Annotated in this window: 11 protein-coding genes; 4 read left to right on the forward strand and 7 right to left on the reverse strand. The window is 54.1% G+C overall.

Going from position 1 to position 22,452, the window contains the following annotated elements:
- Positions 1 to 95 precede the first annotated feature (95 nt).
- Together pnp and C3938_RS11610 are read left to right on the forward strand one after the other, a co-directional pair.
- Complete coding sequence (gene pnp / locus C3938_RS11605) at positions 96 to 2,204, forward strand: polyribonucleotide nucleotidyltransferase (RefSeq protein WP_105103465.1); 2,109 nt, start codon at positions 96 to 98, stop codon at positions 2,202 to 2,204.
- 103 nt (positions 2,205 to 2,307) lie between these two features.
- Positions 2,308 to 3,132, forward strand: coding sequence for a sulfite exporter TauE/SafE family protein (locus tag C3938_RS11610; protein ID WP_105103466.1), 825 nt, complete (start codon positions 2,308 to 2,310; stop codon positions 3,130 to 3,132).
- 66 nt (positions 3,133 to 3,198) lie between these two features.
- Here the strand turns inward: C3938_RS11610 and C3938_RS11615 are convergent, their stop codons facing one another.
- Entirely contained in the window at positions 3,199 to 4,983 is a 1,785-nt protein-coding gene (locus C3938_RS11615; RefSeq protein ID WP_105103467.1) for a peptide MFS transporter, read from the reverse strand.
- Positions 4,984 to 5,055: 72 nt separating this feature from the next.
- On the opposite strand from C3938_RS11615, the gene C3938_RS11620 reads away from it, so the two are divergent.
- The gene (locus tag C3938_RS11620; protein WP_233998848.1) at positions 5,056 to 6,354 is read left to right on the forward strand and encodes a transglutaminase-like domain-containing protein; all 1,299 of its coding nucleotides are present in this window, start codon (positions 5,056 to 5,058) and stop codon (positions 6,352 to 6,354) included.
- A 51-nt stretch (positions 6,355 to 6,405) separates the two neighbouring features.
- Here the strand turns inward: C3938_RS11620 and C3938_RS11625 are convergent, their stop codons facing one another.
- Entirely contained in the window at positions 6,406 to 9,096 is a 2,691-nt protein-coding gene (locus C3938_RS11625) for a TonB-dependent receptor plug domain-containing protein (protein ID WP_105103469.1), read from the reverse strand.
- A gap of 440 nt (positions 9,097 to 9,536) precedes the next feature.
- Entirely contained in the window at positions 9,537 to 10,121 is a 585-nt protein-coding gene (locus C3938_RS11630; RefSeq protein WP_105104488.1) for a MarC family protein, read from the reverse strand.
- Positions 10,122 to 10,368: 247 nt separating this feature from the next.
- Between C3938_RS11630 and C3938_RS11635 the strand changes: the two genes are divergently transcribed.
- A complete protein-coding gene (locus tag C3938_RS11635) occupies positions 10,369 to 11,097 on the forward strand; it encodes a 2OG-Fe(II) oxygenase (protein WP_105103470.1) in 729 nt (242 codons plus the stop codon).
- Between the two features lie 162 nt (positions 11,098 to 11,259).
- Here the strand turns inward: C3938_RS11635 and C3938_RS11640 are convergent, their stop codons facing one another.
- From C3938_RS11640 to C3938_RS11655, 4 genes are all read right to left on the reverse strand, one after another.
- The gene (locus tag C3938_RS11640; RefSeq protein ID WP_158681662.1) at positions 11,260 to 13,068 is read right to left on the reverse strand and encodes a putative 2OG-Fe(II) oxygenase; all 1,809 of its coding nucleotides are present in this window, start codon (positions 13,066 to 13,068) and stop codon (positions 11,260 to 11,262) included.
- A 136-nt stretch (positions 13,069 to 13,204) separates the two neighbouring features.
- Positions 13,205 to 16,111, reverse strand: coding sequence for a TonB-dependent receptor plug domain-containing protein (locus tag C3938_RS11645; RefSeq protein ID WP_105103472.1), 2,907 nt, complete (start codon positions 16,109 to 16,111; stop codon positions 13,205 to 13,207).
- 273 nt (positions 16,112 to 16,384) lie between these two features.
- A complete protein-coding gene (locus C3938_RS11650) occupies positions 16,385 to 19,165 on the reverse strand; it encodes a TonB-dependent receptor plug domain-containing protein (protein WP_105103473.1) in 2,781 nt (926 codons plus the stop codon).
- Positions 19,166 to 19,556: 391 nt separating this feature from the next.
- Entirely contained in the window at positions 19,557 to 22,451 is a 2,895-nt protein-coding gene (locus C3938_RS11655; protein ID WP_233998849.1) for a TonB-dependent receptor, read from the reverse strand.
- Position 22,452 lies beyond the last annotated feature (1 nt).

Genomic DNA, 22,452 nt, shown 5'->3' on the forward strand with positions numbered 1-22,452 from the left:
CCGTACGGCCCACAAAGATTCGCCTGAAAACAGGCGAACAAAAGTAGGGGCTGTTGGAATGGGCCAGCAGCCGTAAGGAAACAGGAAAGATACTAGTGAATCCAGTAACCAAAACATTCCAGTACGGAAAAGACCAGGTCACCATCGAAACCGGCCGCATCGCGCGCCAGGCTACCGGTGCGGCGCTTGTCACCATGGGCGAAACCGTTGTGCTGTGTACCGTTGTCGGTGCCAAAGACGCCAAGCCTGGCCAGGACTTTTTCCCGCTGTCCGTGCACTACCAGGAAAAGGCCTATGCGGCCGGCAAGATTCCCGGTGGCTTCTTCAAGCGTGAAGGCCGTCCGTCCGAGAAAGAAACCCTGACCTCCCGCCTGATCGACCGTCCGATCCGTCCGCTGTTCCCGAAAGGTTTCATGAACGAAGTACAGGTAATGTGTACCGTTCTGTCCGCGGAAAAGGACGTGGATCCGGATATCGCTGCCATGATCGGCACCTCCGCGGCACTCGCTGTGTCCGGTATCCCGTTCAGTGGTCCGATCGGCGCCGCGCGTGTGGGTTACACCGAAAAAGACGGCTATATCCTGAACCCGGGCTACAAAGCACTGAAAGAGTCCGAGCTGGACATGGTGGTTGCGGGTACCAAAGATGCCGTATTGATGGTGGAGTCTGAAGCGGCCGAGCTGCCGGAAGACATCATGCTGGGCGCGGTGCTGTACGCGCACCAGGAAATGCAGGCGGTTGTCAAAGTCTGTGAAGAACTGAAAGCCGAAGCTGGCAAGCCCACCTGGGACTGGCAGCCGGAAGCCGCCAACGAAGAGCTTAAGTCTGCACTGGAATCCCAGTTTGGCGAGCAGGTGAAGGAAGCCTACCGCATCACCGACAAGCAGCAGCGCACCACCCGTCTGGGCGAACTGCGCAGCGCTGCGGCAGCGGCGCTGGCCACGGAAGAGGTGGACGAAGGCACCGTAAAAACCTACTTCGGCAAGCTCGAGAAGAAAATCGTACGCGGTGCCGTGGTGCGCGGCGAACCCCGTATCGATGGTCGCGACACCAAAACCGTGCGCCCGATCAGCGTGGAAGTGGGCGTGCTGCCGAAAGGCCACGGCTCTGCACTGTTCACCCGCGGTGAAACCCAGGCTCTGGTTGTGGCCACCCTCGGTGCTACCCGCGATGCGCAGATCATCGACGCTCTGGAAGGCGAGCGCAAAGACTACTTCATGCTGCACTACAACTTCCCTCCCTACTCCGTAGGTGAAGCGGGTCGTGTAGGCGCTACCGGTCGCCGCGAAATCGGCCATGGCCGTCTGGCCCGCCGCGGTATCGCTGCAGTACTGCCGAACCCGGAAAGCTTCCCCTACACCCTGCGTGTGGTTTCCGAGATCACCGAATCCAACGGCTCCAGCTCTATGGCGTCCGTGTGTGGTTCCAGCCTGGCGCTGATGGATGCGGGCGTACCGCTGAAAGCACCGGTGGCCGGTATCGCAATGGGTCTGGTGAAGGAAGAAGACGGTTTTGCGGTTCTGACCGACATCCTGGGTGACGAAGATCATCTGGGCGATATGGACTTCAAGGTAGCCGGTACCGCTTCTGGTGTGACCGCGCTGCAGATGGACATCAAGATCGAAGGCATTACCGAAGAGATCATGGAGACTGCCCTCGAGCAGGCCCTGCAGGCTCGCCTGCACATTCTCGCGGAAATGAACAAAGTGATTGGTGCGTCCCGTGAAGTGGTGAACGAGAATGCTCCGCGCTACGCGACCCTGAAGATCCATCCGGACAAGATCCGCGACGTGATCGGCAAGGGCGGTGCGACCATCCGCTCCATCACCGAAGAAACCGGTGCTTCCATCGACATCGAAGACGACGGCACCGTCAAAGTCTTCGGTGAAGACGGCCAAAGCCTGGAAGCGGCGGTTACCCGCATCGAGGAAATCACCGCGGAAGCGGAGATCGGTGCGATCTACGAAGGCAAGGTGGTACGCATCGTCGACTTCGGCGCATTCGTGAACTTCCTGCCGGGCAAAGACGGTCTGGTACACATCTCCCAGATCGCGGAAGAGCGCGTCAATGCGGTGACCGACTACCTGAGCGAAGGTCAGATGGTGAAGGTCAAGGTGCTGGACGTAGACCAGCGCGGCCGCATCAAGCTGTCCATCAAGGAAGCCACCGCGGAGCAGGCAGAAGAGGCGACCGGCGAGGAGTAATCCTCTCTGGACGGAGCCAGCCTGATTGTGGGCTGACGGAAACGGTGGCTATATGCCACCGTTTTTTTATGGAATTTTAGGGGCGGGGATCTGGAGGAAATTAGTGGAAGTTTTATTGCTTTATCTGCTGGTTGGGATGGGGGCGGGTACCATCGCGGGGCTGTTTGGGGTCGGCGGCGGATTGATCATCGTACCCGCACTGGTCCTGATGTTTACTGCTCAAGGCGTTGCACCGGAAATCCTTACCCATATGGCGGTCGGTACTTCACTCGCGACCATCATCATCACCTCGGTAAGCTCCATCCGCACCCATCATGGCAAGCGCGCGGTGGACTGGAAAATTTTCGCCACAATGGCGCCAGGCATACTGATTGGCTCCTGGTTGGGAGGCATGACCGCGGACTGGCTGTCCGGTGCCTGGCTGCAATTACTGATCGGGATTTTCGCCGTGGTTATCGGCATGAAAATGTGGATTGACGGCTTGCGCAAGGCCGAACTGCCAGCCGATGGTGGCCGCGTGCCAGGCAAGGCTGGGCTGACACTGGCAGGTGCGGTGATCGGCTGGGCGTCAGCCATCTTTGGTATTGGCGGGGGTTCATTGACCGTGCCGTTCCTGTCTCGTTGCCATGTCGTTATGCAGCGCGCGGTCGCCACCTCCGCCGCCTGTGGCCTTCCCATTGCCATTGCAGGTGCCCTGAGTTTTGCCGTACAGGGCTGGAGTGACCCACAACTGCCGGCGTGGAGCAGCGGTTATATTTACTGGCCGGCGTTTTTCGGCATCGTCCTTACCAGTACCTGGTTCGCTCGTCTTGGTGCCAAACTGGCCCACAGGTTGTCGCCGCAGATCCTGAAAAACTGCTTTGCTGGATTGCTGCTTGTGATCGGGGCACGATTCATCTGGCTGAATTACGCGGTGGTATTCGGCTGAGTTCACATGAACAAAAAAAGCCGCTGGGTTTCCCACAGCGGCTTTTTTTGCAATTGGAATGTGCGATCAGCGAATACCGCACATGCCTTTCTTCAGCAGCGGAGAGATGACAATCATCAGCGCACCAACGCCAAGACCCCACCACATCAGGTACTCGTACAGATTGGTGTAGGTCGCCAGGGTGGACGCCACATCGGTGCCGCTGTCCTGAGGCATGGCCGCCATCTTGCCGATGCGCGTCGCCACGGTTTCGGACAACGCAGTAGCCAGGAACCAGGTGCCCATGCTCACACTCACCACCTTGCCGATGGAGAGTTTGGTCACCGCAGACAGTCCAACCGGAGACAGGCACAGCTCGCCGGTGGTGTGCAGCAGGTAGGCCAGCACCAGCCAGATCATGGCCACTTTACCCGCTTCTGTCGGGAAGGCGGCGCCGAGTACCAGGGCGCCGAAGCCGAGACCGGCCTGAATAATACCGAGGCCGAACTTGACCGGGGTGCTCGGTTCCCAGCCGCGCTTGCCCAGCCAAACCCACAGGGCTGCGAAGGGAATCGCCAGCAGCATGATAAAGCCGGCATTTAGGGAGCCAAACATGGAGGCCCGGATTTCACCGTCCCCCACGGCGCGGTCCAGTACACGGTCCGCGTACAGGGTCATGGAGCCGGCGGACTGCTCGAACAGCGCCCAGAACACGATAGTAGAGGTGATCAATACCATCAGCACCACGGTGCGGGAGAACTCCTCACTGTAGTGGCGGACGAAGCCGTAGCCAATAAAGGCAACCAGACCCAACAGCATGCAGCCCAGCCACACGTCCACATCGGTGAACGCCCAGATCAGGCCGAGTGCTGCGGTCGCCACGGCCATGGCGAGAGCGATCATATCCTTACCCTTGCTGTCTTTGTGCAGCATGGAGAACAGGATCAGCCCCACGATGGCGACGATCAGCAGGCTGTTCTGCGCCAGGTGCACCACCGGCTCGCTTTGAACCAGGAACCACACCAGTGCCAGGGAGGCGATACCGCCGAGGTAAACCGCCCATTCTTTGTTGATCGGGCCGAGCGCCTTCTCTTTGAGAACTTCCGGGCGGCTTGGCTCGGCCAATCCGTCCAGGAACTTCTGGCCCCAGGTAAAGGTGATCAGCCCCAGTACCATGCCGATACCCGCCACACCGAAGCCATAGCCCCAGCCGTAGGTTTCACCCAGCCAGCCACACAGCAGGGTGGCGATGAAAGAGCCCACGTTAATGCCCATGTAGAAGATGGTGAAGCCGGCATCGCGGCGGGGATCGTTCTTGGCATAGAGCTGGCCGACGATGGTGGAAATATTCGGCTTGAGGAAGCCCACACCCACCGTGATCAGCGCCAGTGCCATGAAGAATACCTTCAGCGCCACCACGTCCTGGATGATCACATCACTGGCCAGTGTGGTGCCGGCGGCAATGACCGTGCCGTCGTTCAGAGTGATCGCTTCGCTGAGTACCGTGCCAGCGGCGTAGGAGATGGCCTGATGTCCTTCGACGGCCATCAGCAAGTGGCCCAGGCAGAGCAGGATACCGCCAAACAGTACAGCCTTGCGCATGCCCAGATAGCGGTCGGCCAGCAGTCCACCGATCAGTGGAAGGGCGTAAACCAGGCCGGCATAGGCACCGAGTACGTCGTAGCCGGCGCTGTCGGTGAACAGGTGGTATTTGGTCAAATACAGCAGAAGCAGGTACTTCATGCCGTAGAAAGAGAATCGCTCCCAGAGTTCGGTAGCAAAACAGATGTAGAGACCTTTCGGATGGCCGAGCAATTCGCCCGAACCAGAGCGGGGGGACGCCGTTGAGACGTCTGCGACATTTGATGTCATATCTGCAATCCCGGTTGTTATAGCTTTTAATTTAAACCGTTCGAGTTTAACAGTGGTCATACCAGCTGGCGAATGGTTACAGGTGAAACAGGAAATGAGCCTGCAAAAGGTATTCCTTCGCGACAGGAATCGTGGAAAATCAGGGATTCAAAACACGATGTGGGGAGAATAGCGATGAAAACCCCGGAAAATTCTGGACTGGCGATAGAAAAACGGTCACATAGGCGTATTTTTTGGCTTTTGGGTGGAGTCGGTATGCTCGCGGTGCTCCTGTCGGGCTGTTCCAGCACACCGCGTCCGCCGGTTGCCGTGGATACTCAATGGCTGCTGTCCGGTGTTGCGATATTCGGTGAACCTCTCGAAATGGAGCCGCTGCCGGAAGATGACATTCTCGGTCTGCAGCCTGAGATAAAAAGCTACCTCGCCCAGATTGCGCCACAGGCCAGCCCACAACAGCGTCTCACCGCACTACTGAAGGCATTTGAAAACCGCGACTTCATTGTCGAGTATCACGCAGATCGAACGCTGACAGCGTCGGAAACCTATAACCAGCAGGTCGGTAACTGCATGGCGTTCACCGTGATGATGGTGGCCATGGCCCGGGAACTGGGCGTGGAGGCGTACTTCAATCAAGTGGAGGTGCCACCGGTCTGGGAGGAGCAGGAACAAGAGCAGACCTTTGTGGTGTACCGCCATATCAATATGGTCAGCGAAAGTTCGCGGGGTCGCCGCGTCGTGGACTTCAATCTTGCGGCGTACGATCCGGTATACGACCAGTATCGAATTTCCGATATGGAGGCTTTTGCCCAGTTCTACAGCAATCGCGGGCTGGAATGGATGCGGCAGGGGGAAATGAGCAAGGCGTTTCGGTATCTGAGCAAAGCGCTGGCGCTGAGACCTAAAAGTAGCGACTTGTGGGCAAACCTCGGAGCCTTCTACAGTCGTAACCAACGCCTTGACGCGGCGGAGCAAAGTTACTTGCAGGCACTGCAGCTAAACAGCGGGCATGCCCTCGCCACCAGTAACCTTGAGCGCTTGTATCGCCGGCAACAGCGGATGGATCTGGCGGATTACTACGCGGCAAAAGCTCAATATCATCGCCAACACAATCCCTATTACCTTTATTACCAGGCGCGCAATGCCTATGAACACGGGGATTATAAAAGTGCGAAAAAACAGCTAAAGCGAGCGATCTGGCAATATAAAGACGATCACCGTTTTCACTTTTTAATGGGACTGACAAGTTTCAAAATGGGAGAGCTTGATGACTCCCGTGAGCACTTCACTGCGGCCTTTTCACTGGCTGACAATCCAGGCACACAACAGGCGTATAACCGCAAACTGGAATATCTGAAAAATCATTTGCAATAAAAAAGGGGATGCATTTGCATCCCCCTTTTTGTATCGACTCAGGTCAACAACTTAGAACTGGTAGGTAGCACCAGCCCAGAAGTAGCGGCCCTGGTAGTCGTAGGTGCTGTTCCAGTCACCGCCGCCGGAACCGTCGAACGGCTCGCGGTCAGCGACATTGTCAACACCGGCACTCAGGCTCATTGCCTCGGTTACGTCCCAGCCAGCCTTCAGGTTGATGTAGGTGGCGGAAGGTACATCGAGGTATGGGCTGTGGCCGTTATCGATGTACTGGGCATCAACGCCAACGTTCCAGTCGTTGCCGTACCAGGTAGCACTGGTCAGCGCACGCCATTTCACGTACATACCGGAAGAAGTGCCAATGTAGCCTTTGTAGTCAGTAGTCTGACCAGTCTGGGAGTTGAACTCTTCGAATTCGAGCAGACGGGTAGCCTGAGCACGCAGTGCCAGTTGGCCTGCGTCGAAGTCGAAGTTCTGGGTCATGTCGATATCAATACCTTTGGTATTGATTTTCCCCAGGTTCATCAGTGCGCCTTCCAGTGCGGTGATCTGGCCTGCATCGTTGCGGGTCACACGCTCACAAGCAGCGGTGATACCGTCGCGGTAGCAATTGTCCAGAATCAACTGCAGATCCGGGGAGGTAATTGCATCTTCGATTTCGATATCGAAGTAATCCAGGGTGATGGAGAAGTCGTTGAAGAAGCTCGGAGTCCACACAACACCAGCGGTGAAGGTAGTTGCCTCTTCCGGCGTCAGCTCGGAGTTACCACCGATATTGGTTGGAACCTGGCCATCGAATACCGCAATGATCTTGTCGCAGTGTGCTCCGGTGCCGCCGGTAGCGCCTGAGAAGCAAGGATCATCCAGATACTCGTAGCTCTGTGCGGAACCGCTGAACAGCTCATAGATACCCGGTGCGCGGAAGGAGGTGGAGTAGCTGGTGCGGAAGCGTACTTCTTCGTTCGGCGCATATACCAGGCCCAACTTACCGGTGCTTTCGCCACCAAAGGTATCGAAGTCGGAGTAGCGTACTGCCAGGTCGGCCGTCAATTCTTCCGCGTACTTCATACCGGCCAGAATCGGCAGATTGAATTCCGCGAACACTTCGGTTGCGCTGAATTCACCGGCAGTTGCGTCCTGCTGGTTGCCGAAGGTGTCGCCAGTCTGCGTTTCAAAAGATGGGTTGAATTCGCCGGATTCCTCACGGTATTCAATACCAGCGGCAAAACCCAGAGAGCCGCCCTGGAACTGAATCGCTTCGATATCGCCGGTCAGGCTTGCACCCGCATTAACCAGTTCGTACTCGTTGTCTTCGCGATCGTCGTAACTGATGTAATCGAGAACGTCAGCACCGATACCGCCGAAAAACTTCGGGTTCTCGATAGGGGAAGTGCCGTCCAGCACCTGTGCCAGTAGACGCTTGTTGTAAGAATTGCGAGTAACGTTTTCGCCTTCGTTTTTGCCATAGCTGTAGAAAGTATCCCAGCTCCAGCTGTTGGCGAAGTCTCCGCGCGCTCCAAAGATTACACGGTAGGTGTCGGTGGTCTGCTCGTATTCACGAGTGCCACCGCCCACCGGACGCAGACGAACGTCGATCGGGTTGGCATCCCAGCTCTCGCCGTGGCTTGCTTTCGGCTCCGCCGGCTTCATACCTTCGGGAGAGCCTTGGGCTTCCCACTCTGCCAGTGCAGCTTCGTAGGCAGCCAGATCAATCTGGTAAGCCTGTTCAGCTTTGTCCCACGCGGCCATCAGTTGTTGCTGCATGGCGGGGGTCAGATGGTCAACCGTCATGTTCATGCCGTTGGCGCCGTACATCGGCTGTGCCGCCAGCTGCTGGTTGGTGGTTTTGGTGGTGAAGCTGGCTTCGCCATACAGCTCGGTGGCGTCGGTTACAGAGAAAGTGCCGTTGACGGTCGCGGAAGAGCGCTCCATCGCACCAGACAGCCACATGTACTGACCGATTTCGTGCGGAGTAGCGCCGGCAGTCAGACCTGAGCCATCTTCTTTTACGGTGAAGCTTCCGTAATCGGTGTATACGTTGCCGTTGGGTGTAATGGAGCTGTAGAGGCTCGCCCACTCGCGATCCTTGTAGGTAATTTCATCGCGCTGGCTGTGGCTGACGTTGGCAATGAAGCTGCCGCGTTCGCCCTGGTTGCCGAAAGTCAGCGAGAAGTCGCCGTTCTCGCCGCCGCCGTCTTTGGTGGCGCCGCCACGAACGCTTACCATCGGGCCGTCAACTGCCTTTTTCAGGACCACGTTGATAACACCGGCGACCGCGTCAGAGCCGTAAACCGCGGAAGCACCGTCGGTCAAAACTTCGATACGCTCAATCATGTCGACAGGAATGTTGTTCATGTCGACGGCGGAACCTACACCGGAAGAGGAGGAAACGAAGCGACGTCCGTTCACCAGAACCAGAGTACGCTCGGAACCGAGGTTGCGCAGGTCAACAAAGGACAGGCCCGCACCACCATTGTTGTCGTTGGCGTTAATGCCTGTGGTACCCATGGACGGCAACTGGTTCAGCAGTTCGTCTACGGTACCAACGCCTGAGCGCTTGATCGCTTCGGAATCCAGAACGGTGATAGGGCCAGTGGTGGACAGAGGATCACGAGCAATACGTGAACCGGTAACAATTACTTCTTCAACGATCGGGCCTGTAGCAGTTTCCTGTGCGGATACTACAGCAGTGGCCAGGGTACTGAACGCAGCAATAGCGATACTCAACTTGGTCTTGATCATAAATGCATCCTTTATGTCGTTAGAGGCACTTTTATTGGTTTGTTGTATTTTTAGTGCGGGCTGACTTTAAAGGATCATTTTTATTTGTGGAACTAACCTGACATTTGGTTATCTCAAAAATAACGTGAAATTTGTTCAGCAATTGTTCTTTGCGGTTATTTTTTGTTCTCGATAGAGCGTAAATGTCCGTTACATTTCTTTAATTTTATTAAATTATCTTTTATTTCTGATTTATTTAGGATGCCTGTAACTAAAATCAAAAAATCTCACCCGCGGGTTGATAGCCCAAAGCAACCCGGATAGGCGAATAAATGATCATGTTTGCAGGCTGGATGATTTTCTTGAAGTAAATCACCGGAAGGGAGAAGGTGGCCCGACAAAAGCTCTGAAAACGTCTGCGTTCCCAGATGCTCTTGCCGGGCGACATTTGATAGGGACGCTCAGCCCAGGCTTTGCTTTATCCCGTCGAGGAAAAGTTGCACGGCCAGCATCACCAGAACCATTCCCATCAGGCGCTCGACCGCAATCAACCCGCGGTTGCCTAAAAGTCGAGCAAGTGGTGAGGAGGCCAGCAGAATCACGGCGGAAACAGCCCAGGCGCCGAGTAGAGCCAGGGTCCAGTTCCATAACTGCTCTCCTTCGCTGTTGGTCATCAGCATCAGAATCGCCATGGTAGAGGGCCCGGCCACCAAAGGTACCGCCAGCGGTACGAAAAAGGGTTCGCCCTCCAACCTCTCTCCCATGATTCCCCCTTCCATGGGAAATACCATGCGAATAGCGATCAGGAACAGAATTATCGCCCCGGCAATCCTTATCGCCTCCTGTGAAAGCCCAAGCCAGGCAAGCACAAAGCGCCCCCCGTACAGGAACACCAGCAGCACAATCAGTGCGAAGATCAACTCACGCATGATCACATAGAGCTGTCGTCGAGGAGGTACGTTCTTGAGGGCGGCCAGGAATACCGGGATGTTGCCCAGTGGGTCCATGACGAAGAGGAGGGTGAGGAAGGCGGTTAGCGTGTCCAAGTTTTGTTCTCCATTTTGGGCGAACATATTATAGGGGAATTCAGGACCTAGGATGGAGAGTGGCTATCGGATTTTGAAAGCTCAGTTCCCTTATTGCTCATTGAGGAGTTTTTGCTCGCAAATTAAACTAGCATTCAAATCAGTAATCGGAGCCGAATTTCGAATAAGGTGAAATCGTGCTCAGTGCAATGAAACATTATTCTGGGATGTCCATTATGGAGTCTATGGCGAAGAGTAGGGGCTATTTGTGATTAAAATCTCCAAGAAGCTAAAGGTAAACGAATTAAGGAAGGCATTCTCAGATTCTGGAAAATTGCATATTCCCGGATTTCTTGAGCCGGACTCCGCCATTTTTTTGGCTAGTGAGCTGGCCAGTAGAAGAGATTGGAGTTTAGTTTTTAACAGCCAAGGTAAGCACTATGATATTAGCTATGCGCACTATATGACGTTACCTGAAAAGAGCAAAACGGAGCTCCGTGAGGCAATATATTCCCAAGCTGGTAGCGAGTTCCAGTATTTTTTTAAAAACATACCGGTTTATGATATTTATCATAAAGCTGATGTAGAAGATGAATTTATTGCAAGCGTATTTGAATTTATCAATGGAGATGAATTTCTCGGAATTATTGCAGAGATAACAGGGCAGCACACAATTACATTTGGGGATGTTCAGGCGACTTCGTTTGAGCCAGGGCATTTTTTAACGTCTCACGATGATTATGTCGCGGGGAAGAACAGGCGGATTGCGTACGTTATTAATTTAACATCCGAATGGCTTTCAGATTGGGGTGGCGCTCTGCAGTTTTCTTCGAAAGAAGGCCCTGGATTTGATGGATATTTTCCTGTGTTTAATGCAATTAATCTGTTTAAGGTCCCGCAGTTGCATTCAGTCTCCATGGTTACTCCATTTTCCCTTAAAAGCAGGGTTTCTATTACGGGATGGCTTAGGAGCGGCAAAGATCCTGAATATGTGTAGGTGCTTCCGTAATGCTGCGCTATCGATGTTGTTGCGACGTCACGCTACCAAGCGCTCCTTTAGTTGAACTTGGTTCAGTGATTCATCTTTGGGAACGGAATTGTGTGGAAGCTGGAAAACTTCAGTTTTGAATTGGATGCATGGTGTGGGGTAGCTATAAAATCATGTGTCGGTCACCGCATCAAATGCTATGGTCAGGCGTGACTTTTTACTTATGAACGGGATAGTTCCATGCCACATATAGGATGGAAAGAGCACAAGTTTTCCTGGAGTTGGCTCGACAAACCATTCTGGCCCTGCATTTGGAACATGAAATCTGGGTTCGCCAAGCTTTAGCCAGCCACACTTCTTACTATGGTTTGATATCTCCTCTGGAACTTCAACGTAATATACCGAGCTGACCCACCCTTGCGGATGAATATGATTTACATGAAACCCGTTCGCGCCAAGCCGTACGGACCAGCATCCAGATATACTGATTTTCCCCTTGCTCCTCGAGCGGAATGGGTGGTCTGGGGTAAATCCGATAGAGTTTCTGTATTCTTCAAGTGGTGTTGAAAGTGATTGAAGAAAAGCGCGGATGATTGGGCTACGATCTGCAAGCAAACTTTGTGCTGTTTGAGTGCCGGATCTCAGACTCTGATTGAGTGGATGTGCAGAGAAGCGGTGGCGTGATTCGAGCTCTGGTATAAGATCTCGATGGAAGTCGGTAATCGACTGCCATCCCGCGGGCGGTTCGATATCGAAGGTTTGTACAAATGCGTTGAAGTTATACAGTTCGTGATAAAAGGGGTCTTGGAGGAGGCGCGCTGCAACCGCCTCCAGAGCAATGTACTCTTGGTTGAGTGGCGCTGCTTCACGGAGTTGTGTGATAAGAGTCTTGGCTTCTTGCGGTCGGGAATTGCTTAGAAGTGAAGAAGCGAGAGTGCTTTTTATATTTAAGTCGTTCGGATTCTCTCCGGCAGCATCCTTCGCATAGATCAGTGCTTCTTGATATTGTCCGTCCTCCAATAATGTAGTTGTCAGGGCGAGAGAAATTTCTGTTTTTTGGCCGCAGACTCGAATTCCCTCTTTGAGTACCTCAACTGATGCTTTAATATTTTGTGAGTCGCGCAATAGATTTCCATAAACTGCCCAAAGCCGCGATTGTTCCGGATTTTTTTTGATGTTTGCTTCCAGAGTGTCCAGATAGTTATTGTCTCCTCGCATAAATCGGAGATTTGCAAGCATCATGTGAGAGTCTGCAGAATGCGGATTTAATTCCAAGGATCTGTGCAGAGCAAGTTCCGCTTCCATTTCACAGTTGAGTGCTAACAGTGCGCTGGCGCGGTTATACTCAAGTTCGCTGGTTTTTAGACCGAAGTCTTCTGCTTTCCGTAACTCATCAAGCGCCTCTTCTGCCCGGTTAACCTGAGATAGTAGTGCTCCAAGGTTGTGATGTGTTATCGCATTTTTAGGATTTAACTCGATAGATTTTCGGTATGACTTTTCTGCGTTCGAAAGATCCCCTGTGGATTTCAGCGCCTGACCGAGAATGCCCCAGAGTTCTGCGTCAGCTGTAGCCTGGGCTAAAAATTGCCGGGCGAGGTCGGCAGATCTTTTGGGGTCGATAATATTGAGTAGACGTAATAGTGCGATTTTGGCTGGGCGAAAATGGGGGTTGCATTGGAGTGCGCTTAGGTACAGTTGCAGTGACTCTTCAAATCGACTCTGCGATCGATAAAAATTAGCGAGGTTTGTTCGAAATTCGGCATTATCTTGGGATTGTTCGATACTGAGTTTCAGGAATTTCTCTGCATCTGATATATTTTTTGATTGCTTCAATATCAATCCGAGAAGATGGTTTGCCTCTGCAAAGTCTGGAGTGGCACTAACGATGCGTCGGCAGCAAGACTCTGCCTGCGCAAGCTCGCCATTTTTCCACATGGTATGGCAGTGATATAAATCTAACTGGGCTTTTCTATCTGGCATCGACATTTGTAAGTATATGGGGCGTGTAGAGCGTTTTATTTAAGTGATTGCTCGCTAGTCTATAGGAATTTGATTTTTATAAAAAAGGCGATGGGCTCGCGCCCACCGCCTTTTGATTACCTGTATCCGATAATTATCAGAACTGGTAGTTAAGAGCCACAAAGTACTGGCGACCCAGTACATCGTACTGAGATGGATCAGTGTTGGACTGTACGTAAGACGGGTAGATGTGAGGTGTTTCATCGGTCAGGTTCAAAATGCCGGCACGCAGCGACAGACCTTCCATTGCGCCATTACTGAAGGCATAAGACGCATTCAGGTCATAGTAGTGCATGTCCGGGATTCTGAAGTCCTCAACACCGAAGTCCTGCATGGCATCAACAAAACGCCAGCGGGCACCAACGGAGATATCGTTGATGTCGTAGCGGAGTCCCATGTTCCATTTCCACTCGGGGAAGCTGGATGCGATGGTATAGCCAGCAGTACCTGCATATTCAACGAAGGCGTCGCCTGGCAGTTCCTGCACTTTATAGGAGTGCGTGTAAGTCGCCATCCAGTTCAGGTTCAGGCTGCCTGGGCCTGCATCTACAGTCCAGTCATACTGAACATCAATACCGCGAGTCGCGATACCACCCAGGTTCTGCGAAACTTCCTGTGCATTAACAATTTCTCCGGAAGAGTTACGGGAGAATTGGCTACAGAAGAAGTTGTCATTGCTGAAGGTGGGGTTGTATTCCGCAGAGAAGCAACGTTCGATCGAAGTAGATGCAGAGATTTGAGAAATCGCATCTTCGATTTCAATATTGAACAGGTCGATAGAAAGCTGCATGTCGGAATAGATTCCGTCAAGCGGCGATGTGAATACCAATCCCAGAGAGAAGGTATCTGCAGTTTCTTCCTGAAGATCTGGGTTACCACCGTTCAGGCCCTGGACCTGGGAATTGGTGTATGTGAATACATCCATTGCCGCAGCAGGAATCCCCTGCGCAGTACAGAGCTGTTCAACACCGGCTACGTTCGGGGCTTTGTCACCACGGAATGCCGCATTGTTGACGGAGCAAGGATCACCCAAGCCCTGAATACTGGGGAAGTTGGTTTGCTGAGGAGTATACAGCTCGGAAATATTGGGAGCACGAACAGCACGCTGCATGGTGCCGCGCAGCATCAGTGACTCAACTGGACGGAACTTGAGCTCACTCTTGTAGGAATTTACTCCGCCTGCAGTAGAGTAATCCGCATAGCGATAACCAAGATCCAGATCGAGAGAGTAGATACCCGGCACATTAGCCAGCAGAGGGATTGCCACTTCGGCGTAGACTTCCTGGGAATCGGTTTCACCCACTACCGCTTGCTGTGCATTGAAGCCGGCGATATCTGGGCGACCATCCGGCAGGGAAGCCGACAGAGTGGAATCTGGCGTGTAGTTGTACTCGTCTTTCTTGTAGAACGCACCGAATGCAGCGTACACATCACCAGCCGGCATGGTAAATACCGGGCCGCTGAAAGTGGCTTCTACAATGGTTTGATCAACGGTGGTGTTGTTCTGGGAGTCGACGGTGATGTAGTCCACGCAAGACTGAGTCATGGAGCCCAGACCAAATGGGTTCAGGCCGCCTTCACAAATTGACGCGCCGCCATCCGCTGCGTAAGTCAGCTCTTCAAATTTTCCACGTGAGATGTTACCGAATTGAGACTCGGTGATATCTACCTGGCCGAAAGAAGCGTAGGCATCGTATGTCCAGTCATTGAATACGCTGCCGGTGATTCCGCTGATAAGCTGGAAAGTATCGTATTCGCTCTCGGCAATACGGCTACCTGCTTCGATCATACGCTTGCCGAAAGAAATTGGCGCATCCGGATTGGCGCGAGAATCAAGAATGGCTTTCAGGTCGTCAGAAATAAACGGGTTGTCCGCAGAAACGGTAACTGCAGAAAGAGGGGTTGGTGCCAGCGCCTGGGAAGCGGTGTAGTTTCCGTAAATGGCCTGAGCGTATATTTCGGTATCTTCGGTTAGCTCGAACGAGGCGCGGCCGAAGAAACTGGTGCGCTCCAGTGGCATCACCAGCATGTTAACCGGTGCAAAGTTATAAGAATACGGTGCAACAGCAGGCTGCAGCGGGTCATTAACGTCGCCGCGGAAGTTAATAAGTTCTGGAGCCCCATTTTCTGGTGTAATCCAAGTGAACAGGGTGCCATCAGTGTTGTACGCAAGGGTGTTACCGGGGGTAACTTTGCCCGCTGCAACGCCGTACTGAGCAAAAATCGCATCAATGGCAGCTTGGCTTGCCAGGTTGCTGGTGTTAGCGGAAGTAAAGCCTTCGCGAATGGTTCCGGAGCCCAGCGGGACAAATTCACCACCTGAGTAACCGAGTGCTACATTGGCAAAGTCACGATCGCCAGCGAATACAGCCTCACGGTCTGCGAAGCCGATGCTGCCCATCACGTGGCCGCGACCTTCAGCGAACGGCATACCAGCAGAAATGTTGACTGTAGTCTGGGCACCGTCGCTTTGCGCAGTTTCTCCCCAGCTGGTATCGATTTCAACACCGTCAAGCTCGCGGAGCTTAAAGTTGACTACACCGGCAATCGCATCAGACCCGTATGCGGCAGAAGCACCACCAGTAATGATCTCTGTGCTGCCAATCAGAGCGGCAGGCAGCAGGTTAAGGTCTACAACGCCAGTGGCATTGGACGGAACGACACGCTTACCGTCTACCAGTACCAGGGTACGAGTGGTGCCGAGACCACGCAGTTCAACGTTGGCTTGGCCACCGTTGGATGGGTTGTTGGACGTGCTGGTCACAGAAGGCACGAACTGAGGCATGGAGTTCAGAACGCTTTCAACAGTCATGGCATTCTGAGATTTAAAAATATCCTGATCGATGGTGGCGATCGGGCTGGCAGAGTCAAAATCCTGGCGAACAATACGTGAGCCGGTGACTACGACTTCTTCTACTAACGTTGCCTCTTCTTGTGCGAGAACAGGGAAAGCGGGAACCGCAATCGCAGCCATCACAGCTGCGGATAGAAGGTTCTTTTTCATTGTAAATCCTCTCTTGATCGTTGGACTTATAGTGTGTTGCCTGTACAGGCGATGCTGAAAATGACTACCCCCACGTGGTCATTTCCTTCCCAACGACCAATTAACGGATGAGAAGATGGTCCCCTCAATACGTAGAGGGAAAAATATTCAAAAAAATTCCATTGGTAACCTAGGTGTAAGTTTTGCGCAAAAAATGCACACTCGGTCTTTGGTGAAAGCACAAAAAGGCCCCGCCTATAGAAGGCGGGGCCGGAAGGAGGGCTAGAAGAATCTTTAGAACTGCAGAGTCACACTTCCATAAAAGAAGCGTCCAACAGTGTCATAACTTCTCATCAGAGTGTTCATGTCATCGTAGTTGGTGACATAGGGGGGTTGCTGGTTCCAGATGTTGCGGATGCCGCCGGTAATTTTGACATTTTCCCAGCGGAAGTAGTTGAAGTTCACGTCCTGGTACCAGGTGGTGTCAATGTGAGTCGCCAGGTCTCCGGGTTGCGGGTCGAAGTCATCTACTTCGCCCAGCATCCGTACGGTGGTAAACGCGCTCCAGCAGTCGTATTCATAGCCAAATGTGGTGTACAGCTTCCACTCAGGGAAGGCTACGATAGCGGTGGTTACCGGATCTGCACCGTAGTACCCAGCCAGATCGATGGTGGGATCATCGACGCTGGCGCGATATTTCCACTCATGCAGATAGGTTGCTGTGGCGTTAACGGAGAGGATGCCTGGGCCTGCCTCGATGCTGTAATCGAAGCCCAGGTCGACGCCCGAGGTTTCGAAGGTAGAGACGTTCTGGCTATTCAGCAGTTGGCCGGCAATAGTCAGGTCAGATGCGCGGCGTTCTGGAGCATCTGCGGAGGGGCTGGTGCCCACAGCCGGTGCGCCGGTAATCAGATCACACAGCGGTGAGCTGAAGTTCGCACTTTCATAACAACCGTTGACAATGGTGTTGGTCGTCAGGGTACCAATGGCATCGTCAATGTTGATATTGAAGTAGTCCAGAGTGAATCCCATGTCATCAGTGAAGCTGGGGGTCCAAACAATACCGAGGGTATAGCTCTCAGAAGTTTCAGCTTCCAGGTCAGGGTTACCGCCAAATAGTCCTGTCGCCTGAGTCCCGATCTTAGTTCCGGGCGCAATACCATCCGCCATACAGTTGGCGACGATATTGGCCGGGTCGCTGGTCTTGTAGCCGTTACAGGGGTCAGTGTAGGTCTCCGCGGACACGGTTGATGTCAGGAACAGGTCGTCCAGACCGGGGGCGCGGAAGCCCTGAGAGTATGTTGCGCGGAAACGAAGCTCATCTATTGGCGCATACTCTATGACTCCGCCAAAAGTTGTGTCATCACCGATGGTGTCGTAATCGGAGTAGCGGAAAGATGCTTCGAATGCCAGGATCTCGGCCCAAGGGCGTCCTTCCAGAACGGGAACACGAACCTCGCCATAGAATTCATCCACGGTGTAGCTGCCACCCCAGGCATCGCCGTTTACAAAGTAGATCTGACCAATTTCCGCGGCACCGTCAGGAATGATTTCGGTGGTTTCTGAACGGTTCTCATAGCCGATGGCCCAGGCGGGCGCTTCTCCGGTCAGCGCCCATTCGCCAAAGTCACCTACAAGGTTCGCCTGGAAGCTGCGCAGTCTGGCGCGGTTTACAGGTGAATTTGTTACCAGAGCATACTGCTGCATGGCAGGGGTCAGGCTGTCCTCAACAAAGGGGTTCCAGGCGATTTCGCCGGTTTCGGCAACCGCCGCGGCGCAATCCGGATCGGCAGCGCAGGCAGCGGGATCGAGAAGGTTTTCAAATCGAACGGTATTGCCGCGGCCACGGTCAATCTGGGAGTCGATCCAGCGGGAATAATTGTAGGAAAGATCCCAGGTCCACTCGTTACAGAATTCCCCCTCCAGGCCGACAACACCTCTCCAGGTATTAAGATCCTGAGTAAACAAACGTCCACCAGTTTCTGCCAGGCGGCGGCCGATGGTCACCGGCTCGCTGAAACCAGCGGGAAAACCGGGATTCGTTAGTGGTACTTCCGGAGCCCAAAATGTGCCTTCTGCGGCCATCAGCTGATCGGAGCGGCGGTTTACGAAGGATAGCTCTGAGAATGCTCTGACGGTGGTGACATCCTTCCAGTCGTACAGCTCATAAGAGCCATAACCATAGATCGAGGCCACTTCCTGCGGGGTAGAAAGATAGCTAGCCTGAGCAAAGTTGTAACCGTAAGCGGCAAGGTCGAAGGCTTCTACTTCGCCCGTGTTGGGGTCAACAATATACTGATTGTTGTTTGAAATCGGAGAGAAGCGAGCCGGAATAGTGGTCGGACTCCCGATACAAAGTACGTCACCACCAGACTCGCCCAAAGGACATTCTGAAAAACGGCGATCCCCCTGCCAGATATCGTCGCGCTTGGTGTACTGCGCGTTCAGCATTACATGCCCTTTGTCGTTTCCGGTACCGAAGGTTACTGCCGCCAGATACTCATCACCGTCGCCGTGGGTAGATGAGCCGTAGTCCGCAGTTAGCTCCGCGCCCTCAAACCCTTTTTTGGTGATGATGTTAATAACCCCGGCAATGGCATCGGAACCATAGATGGTGGATGCACCATCGCGTAGAATTTCGACGCGTTCAATAATCGAAGTGGGGATGGTGTTCAGGTCGACTACGCCGGTTGCGCCGCCAGAAGAACTCAATCTGCGACCGTTCATCAGGATCAGTGTCCGGCTTGAACCGAGACCGCGCAGTGATGCTGTCGCCAGACCATCACTACCATTGTTCACTGAAGAACCCAACTGACCGCCGGTCATGGACGGAATTTGTTGAAGGAAGTCTTCCAGTGTTGTCTGGCCTGACTGCTCCAGTTGAGCGGCGTCAAATACGCTGATAGGGGTGGCGCTGTTGGTATCTGTCGCACGTTGAATGCGAGAACCGGTTACAACAATTTCCTCGACCTCTGCCTGAGTATCTTGGGCAAAAGAAATGGAGGAAAAGCTGGTTGAAACCGCGGCAGCCGCGATTGCGCCCTTGATTGCCCGAGAAAGACGGGTTTTGTCCATGGTATACCTCTCCTGATACCGGTAATGTTCGCCGAATTTGGCTGCGCCCTCCCTGACAACTGCTTACTTCTATCAACAGAGGCTTGCTAACAACCCTAGAACAATTTTTCTTTCTTCAAGGGATTTGGTGAATGAAATTGCGCCTTTGGTTCGCAAGTGCCAATTGCGGCGTCAGAAGTGGGGAAAAAAGCGAACGGTATGTGCGTCAGTTTCTGCTGGTGCCGGGTAAGCGGCGACATTGCAGGGCGTGGATCAAGATGAGGTTGTCTGTGGATGATCGCTCAATGCAAGCGGGAGGGGGCAGTCCGTTTCCGTATGCCGCGATATCACATTCCTGAAGATAGCGTAGAGCGGATTTTCAAAAGGGAAAAACCGGTTGGCACCCTCTGCATCACATGCTGAAGCTGAACGTGGTGTACCAGTAGCGACCTGAGAGGTCGTAGGTGCGCGCGTCGAAGTTGTCGTTGAACGCTGAAGCGGCAAATGGAGGGGCCTGATCCAGCAGATTGTCGATACCCACCGCAAAGCGGAAACCGCTGGGTACGCCATACGCCAGTTGCAGATCGTGAGTGGACCAGCTGTCGATAGAGCGGGTGACGGCCTGATCGTTCAGGGTAAAGCTTTCCTTAAGTTCACTTACATAGTGAATGGTGTAGCCACCTTCCCAACGCCCTCTCTGCCAGTAGATGCCGGTGTTGGCTTTCCACTCGGGCAGTGAGCCCGCTCCGCCGCTGGCGGCGTCGGCAAAGGTGCCGGAGAGGTTTTCTATGGGGCTTCCGGGGGCCAGCTGATTGAGATAACTCGACATATGGCTGCTGTTCATGGACCAGCGGATCAGGCCGAGTTCTCTTGATTGATACTGATAGCGCATGGAGGCATCAATGCCGCGCACTTCGCGTGCGCCGATATTGAGGCGGGTAGCCACCACGCGGGTGATATCGCCCTCACCGTCGCGCAGGACTCGGTCTGTAAACAGGCCGTTGTACGCGTTTTTCGTAATCAGGTATTGCGGGCTGGTATCGATAACGTCGTTCTGGCGAATTTCAAACAGGTCGAGGCTCGCGTGAAACCCGGTAAAGTCGCCGGGCGTCCAGACAAGGCCGAGGGATCGGTTGTCCGAGGTTTCCGGCTGTAATTCCGGGTTGCCTCCGAACTCGGTCAGATATTGGATGCGGTCCTGATCGGCGCGGCCGTTACACCCGGGAAGCTGGTCGGCGTTACTGTTGGTGCAGGGATCGAACAGAAACTCCTGGCTCTGATGGCCGGTCTGGTTCATATCCACCAGCGTGGGGGCTTTAAAGCCGGTGGCATAGCTGGCACGTATCAACAGGGACGGCCAGGGTCGCCAGCGCAGAGCCAGTTTGGGGTTTGCAGTGTTACCAAAGTCGCTGTATTCGGAATAGCGCACAGCGCCGTCGAGCCACAGACTTTCCGCCCGCAGAGGCAAGGAGATCTCCGCGAAAGCCTCGCCGATCAGCCGCTGTCCTTGTGCAGCGCCGGATGCCACGCCTCCAATCAGTGAAAGACCGTCGGAGTCTGTGGAGGTGAAATCTATGGCTTCGCGGCGGATTTCGATACCGGCCGCAGCGAGAATATCTCCGGCCGAATTTCTGCCCAGTGGCCCATCAGCAACGTAGGTTACGGAGTGCATGCGGCTGGCGCCATTTACGCGGTTTTCAGCGCGGATATAGTCCAGCTGCGCATCATCGATACTACCGGGGGCGCCGAGCAGGTTGACGGCGACGCAGCCAGTTTCCGTAATACAGGTATCCGGTCCTTTAAGGCTGAGAGAAAGGTGGTTCGGATCAATCAGATTGTTGAGCGTCTCGTTGGCGCGGGTGTAGTGGGTAGCTGCGGTAAGCTCCCATCGCCACTCGTCGATCTGCCCTTTCATGCCTGTGTTCAGGCGCCAGGTATCGGTGCCGTTCGTCTGGATTCTGGGGCCCAGTTCCAATACCCGTTTGCGCACGTCGGTAATCTCTTCACCGAACGGATTAAAGATCTGGTCGCTGGCGATACTCAGGTCACCATTGTCAAAACGGGTAAATACCGGGGTCGGTGCCAGTGTAGATTCTGAACGAGTGCGAATGACCATGGTTTCCACATAGGCATCCAGTGAGTCCGTCAGACTGTGGCTGCCGGCCATATACACCGATTGTCGTTCGGAGGGAACGAGGGCAGACGTATACTCGCGGAAGTCGTAAAGATAATCCTGGCTCCACGGGGTAAACTCTCCCCCGTTGTTGGTTACCACACCGCTGGCAAGGGAAATGTAACCCGTCGGGGACGCTGACGAGCGCAAATCGGTGCCGCCGCGATGGCGATTGTCCGCGGATGCGGAGAGGTCTCGGTCTCTGCTCAGTATTTCTCCCTGGCGATAGTGCGCAAGGCTGAACATCAGGTGATTGGTCTCATTGCCACCGCCCCAGGTAATGCTGTAGGAGTGGGTTTGTTGGTCGCCCCGCCCCGCCTGTCCGTAGTAACTGCTCACATCCAGACCGTCAAAATCCCGCCTCAGAATGATGTTGACGACACCGGCAATGGCGTCGGACCCGTACACTGCCGAGGCGCCGTCTTTCAGTACTTCGATACGGTCCACCGCTGACAGCGGAATCGTATTCAGGTCTGCCGCTTCACCGCCAAAGCCATTGCTGACGATACGTCGGCCGTTAATAAGTACCAGCGTATTACTGGCGGGAAGACCGCGCAGGGTAACCGTAGCGGTGCCATTGCCACCGTTCGTAACAGCGGTGCTGGTGGAGTTACCGGAGACAGCCGGCAAAAACTTCAGCAGCTCGGCAATGGTCTGTGCGCCGGTGATTTCCAGTTCCGGCTGTGCGAGCACGTCGATAGGGGCGTAGCTGTCGAGCTTCAGGTGGCGCAGGTGGCTGCCTGTCAGGCTTTGGCCGGTTACCGTGATCTCTTCCGCGGGCAGGGTAGGTGCTGCCGAGGACTCGCCAGCAGGTTGCTGCGGACGGGCGACGATGGCTACCGCATTGGTGCCGGTGTGAGTAAATGTGAGGGCTGTATTGTTCAGCAGCTGCTGGAGAGCCGGGGCGATGCTGCCATCCGGGGTTTCCAGATGTTGCTCGCGAATCAGGATGCTGGAGACATTGTTGGCCTGCGTCACCAGAGATACGCGGCATTGCTTGCCGAGAGAAATCAGTGCGCGAGAAAGAGGGCCCGCAGGGAGTTGGACACCGGATTCCGGGCAGGCAGAGAGTGCACTCTCAGAGAGTGCCAGCAAACCTGCCAACGACAGTGCTACCCAGTGCCGGAAATCCAAT

Source organism: Microbulbifer pacificus (assembly GCF_002959965.1).
GTDB lineage: Bacteria > Pseudomonadota > Gammaproteobacteria > Pseudomonadales > Cellvibrionaceae > Microbulbifer > Microbulbifer pacificus_A.

Bases quoted from the DNA above. Each gene is read 5' to 3' on its own strand.
- C3938_RS11615 (WP_105103467.1), bottom strand. From the start codon at position 4,983: ATGACATCAAATGTCGCAGACGTCTCAACGGCGTCCCCCCGCTCTGGT.
- C3938_RS11620 (WP_233998848.1), top strand. From the start codon at position 5,056: ATGGTTACAGGTGAAACAGGAAATGAGCCTGCAAAAGGTATTCCTTCG.
- C3938_RS11625 (WP_105103469.1), bottom strand. From the start codon at position 9,096: ATGATCAAGACCAAGTTGAGTATCGCTATTGCTGCGTTCAGTACCCTG.
- C3938_RS11640 (WP_158681662.1), bottom strand. From the start codon at position 13,068: ATGCCAGATAGAAAAGCCCAGTTAGATTTATATCACTGCCATACCATG.
- C3938_RS11645 (WP_105103472.1), bottom strand. From the start codon at position 16,111: ATGAAAAAGAACCTTCTATCCGCAGCTGTGATGGCTGCGATTGCGGTT.
- C3938_RS11650 (WP_105103473.1), bottom strand. From the start codon at position 19,165: ATGGACAAAACCCGTCTTTCTCGGGCAATCAAGGGCGCAATCGCGGCT.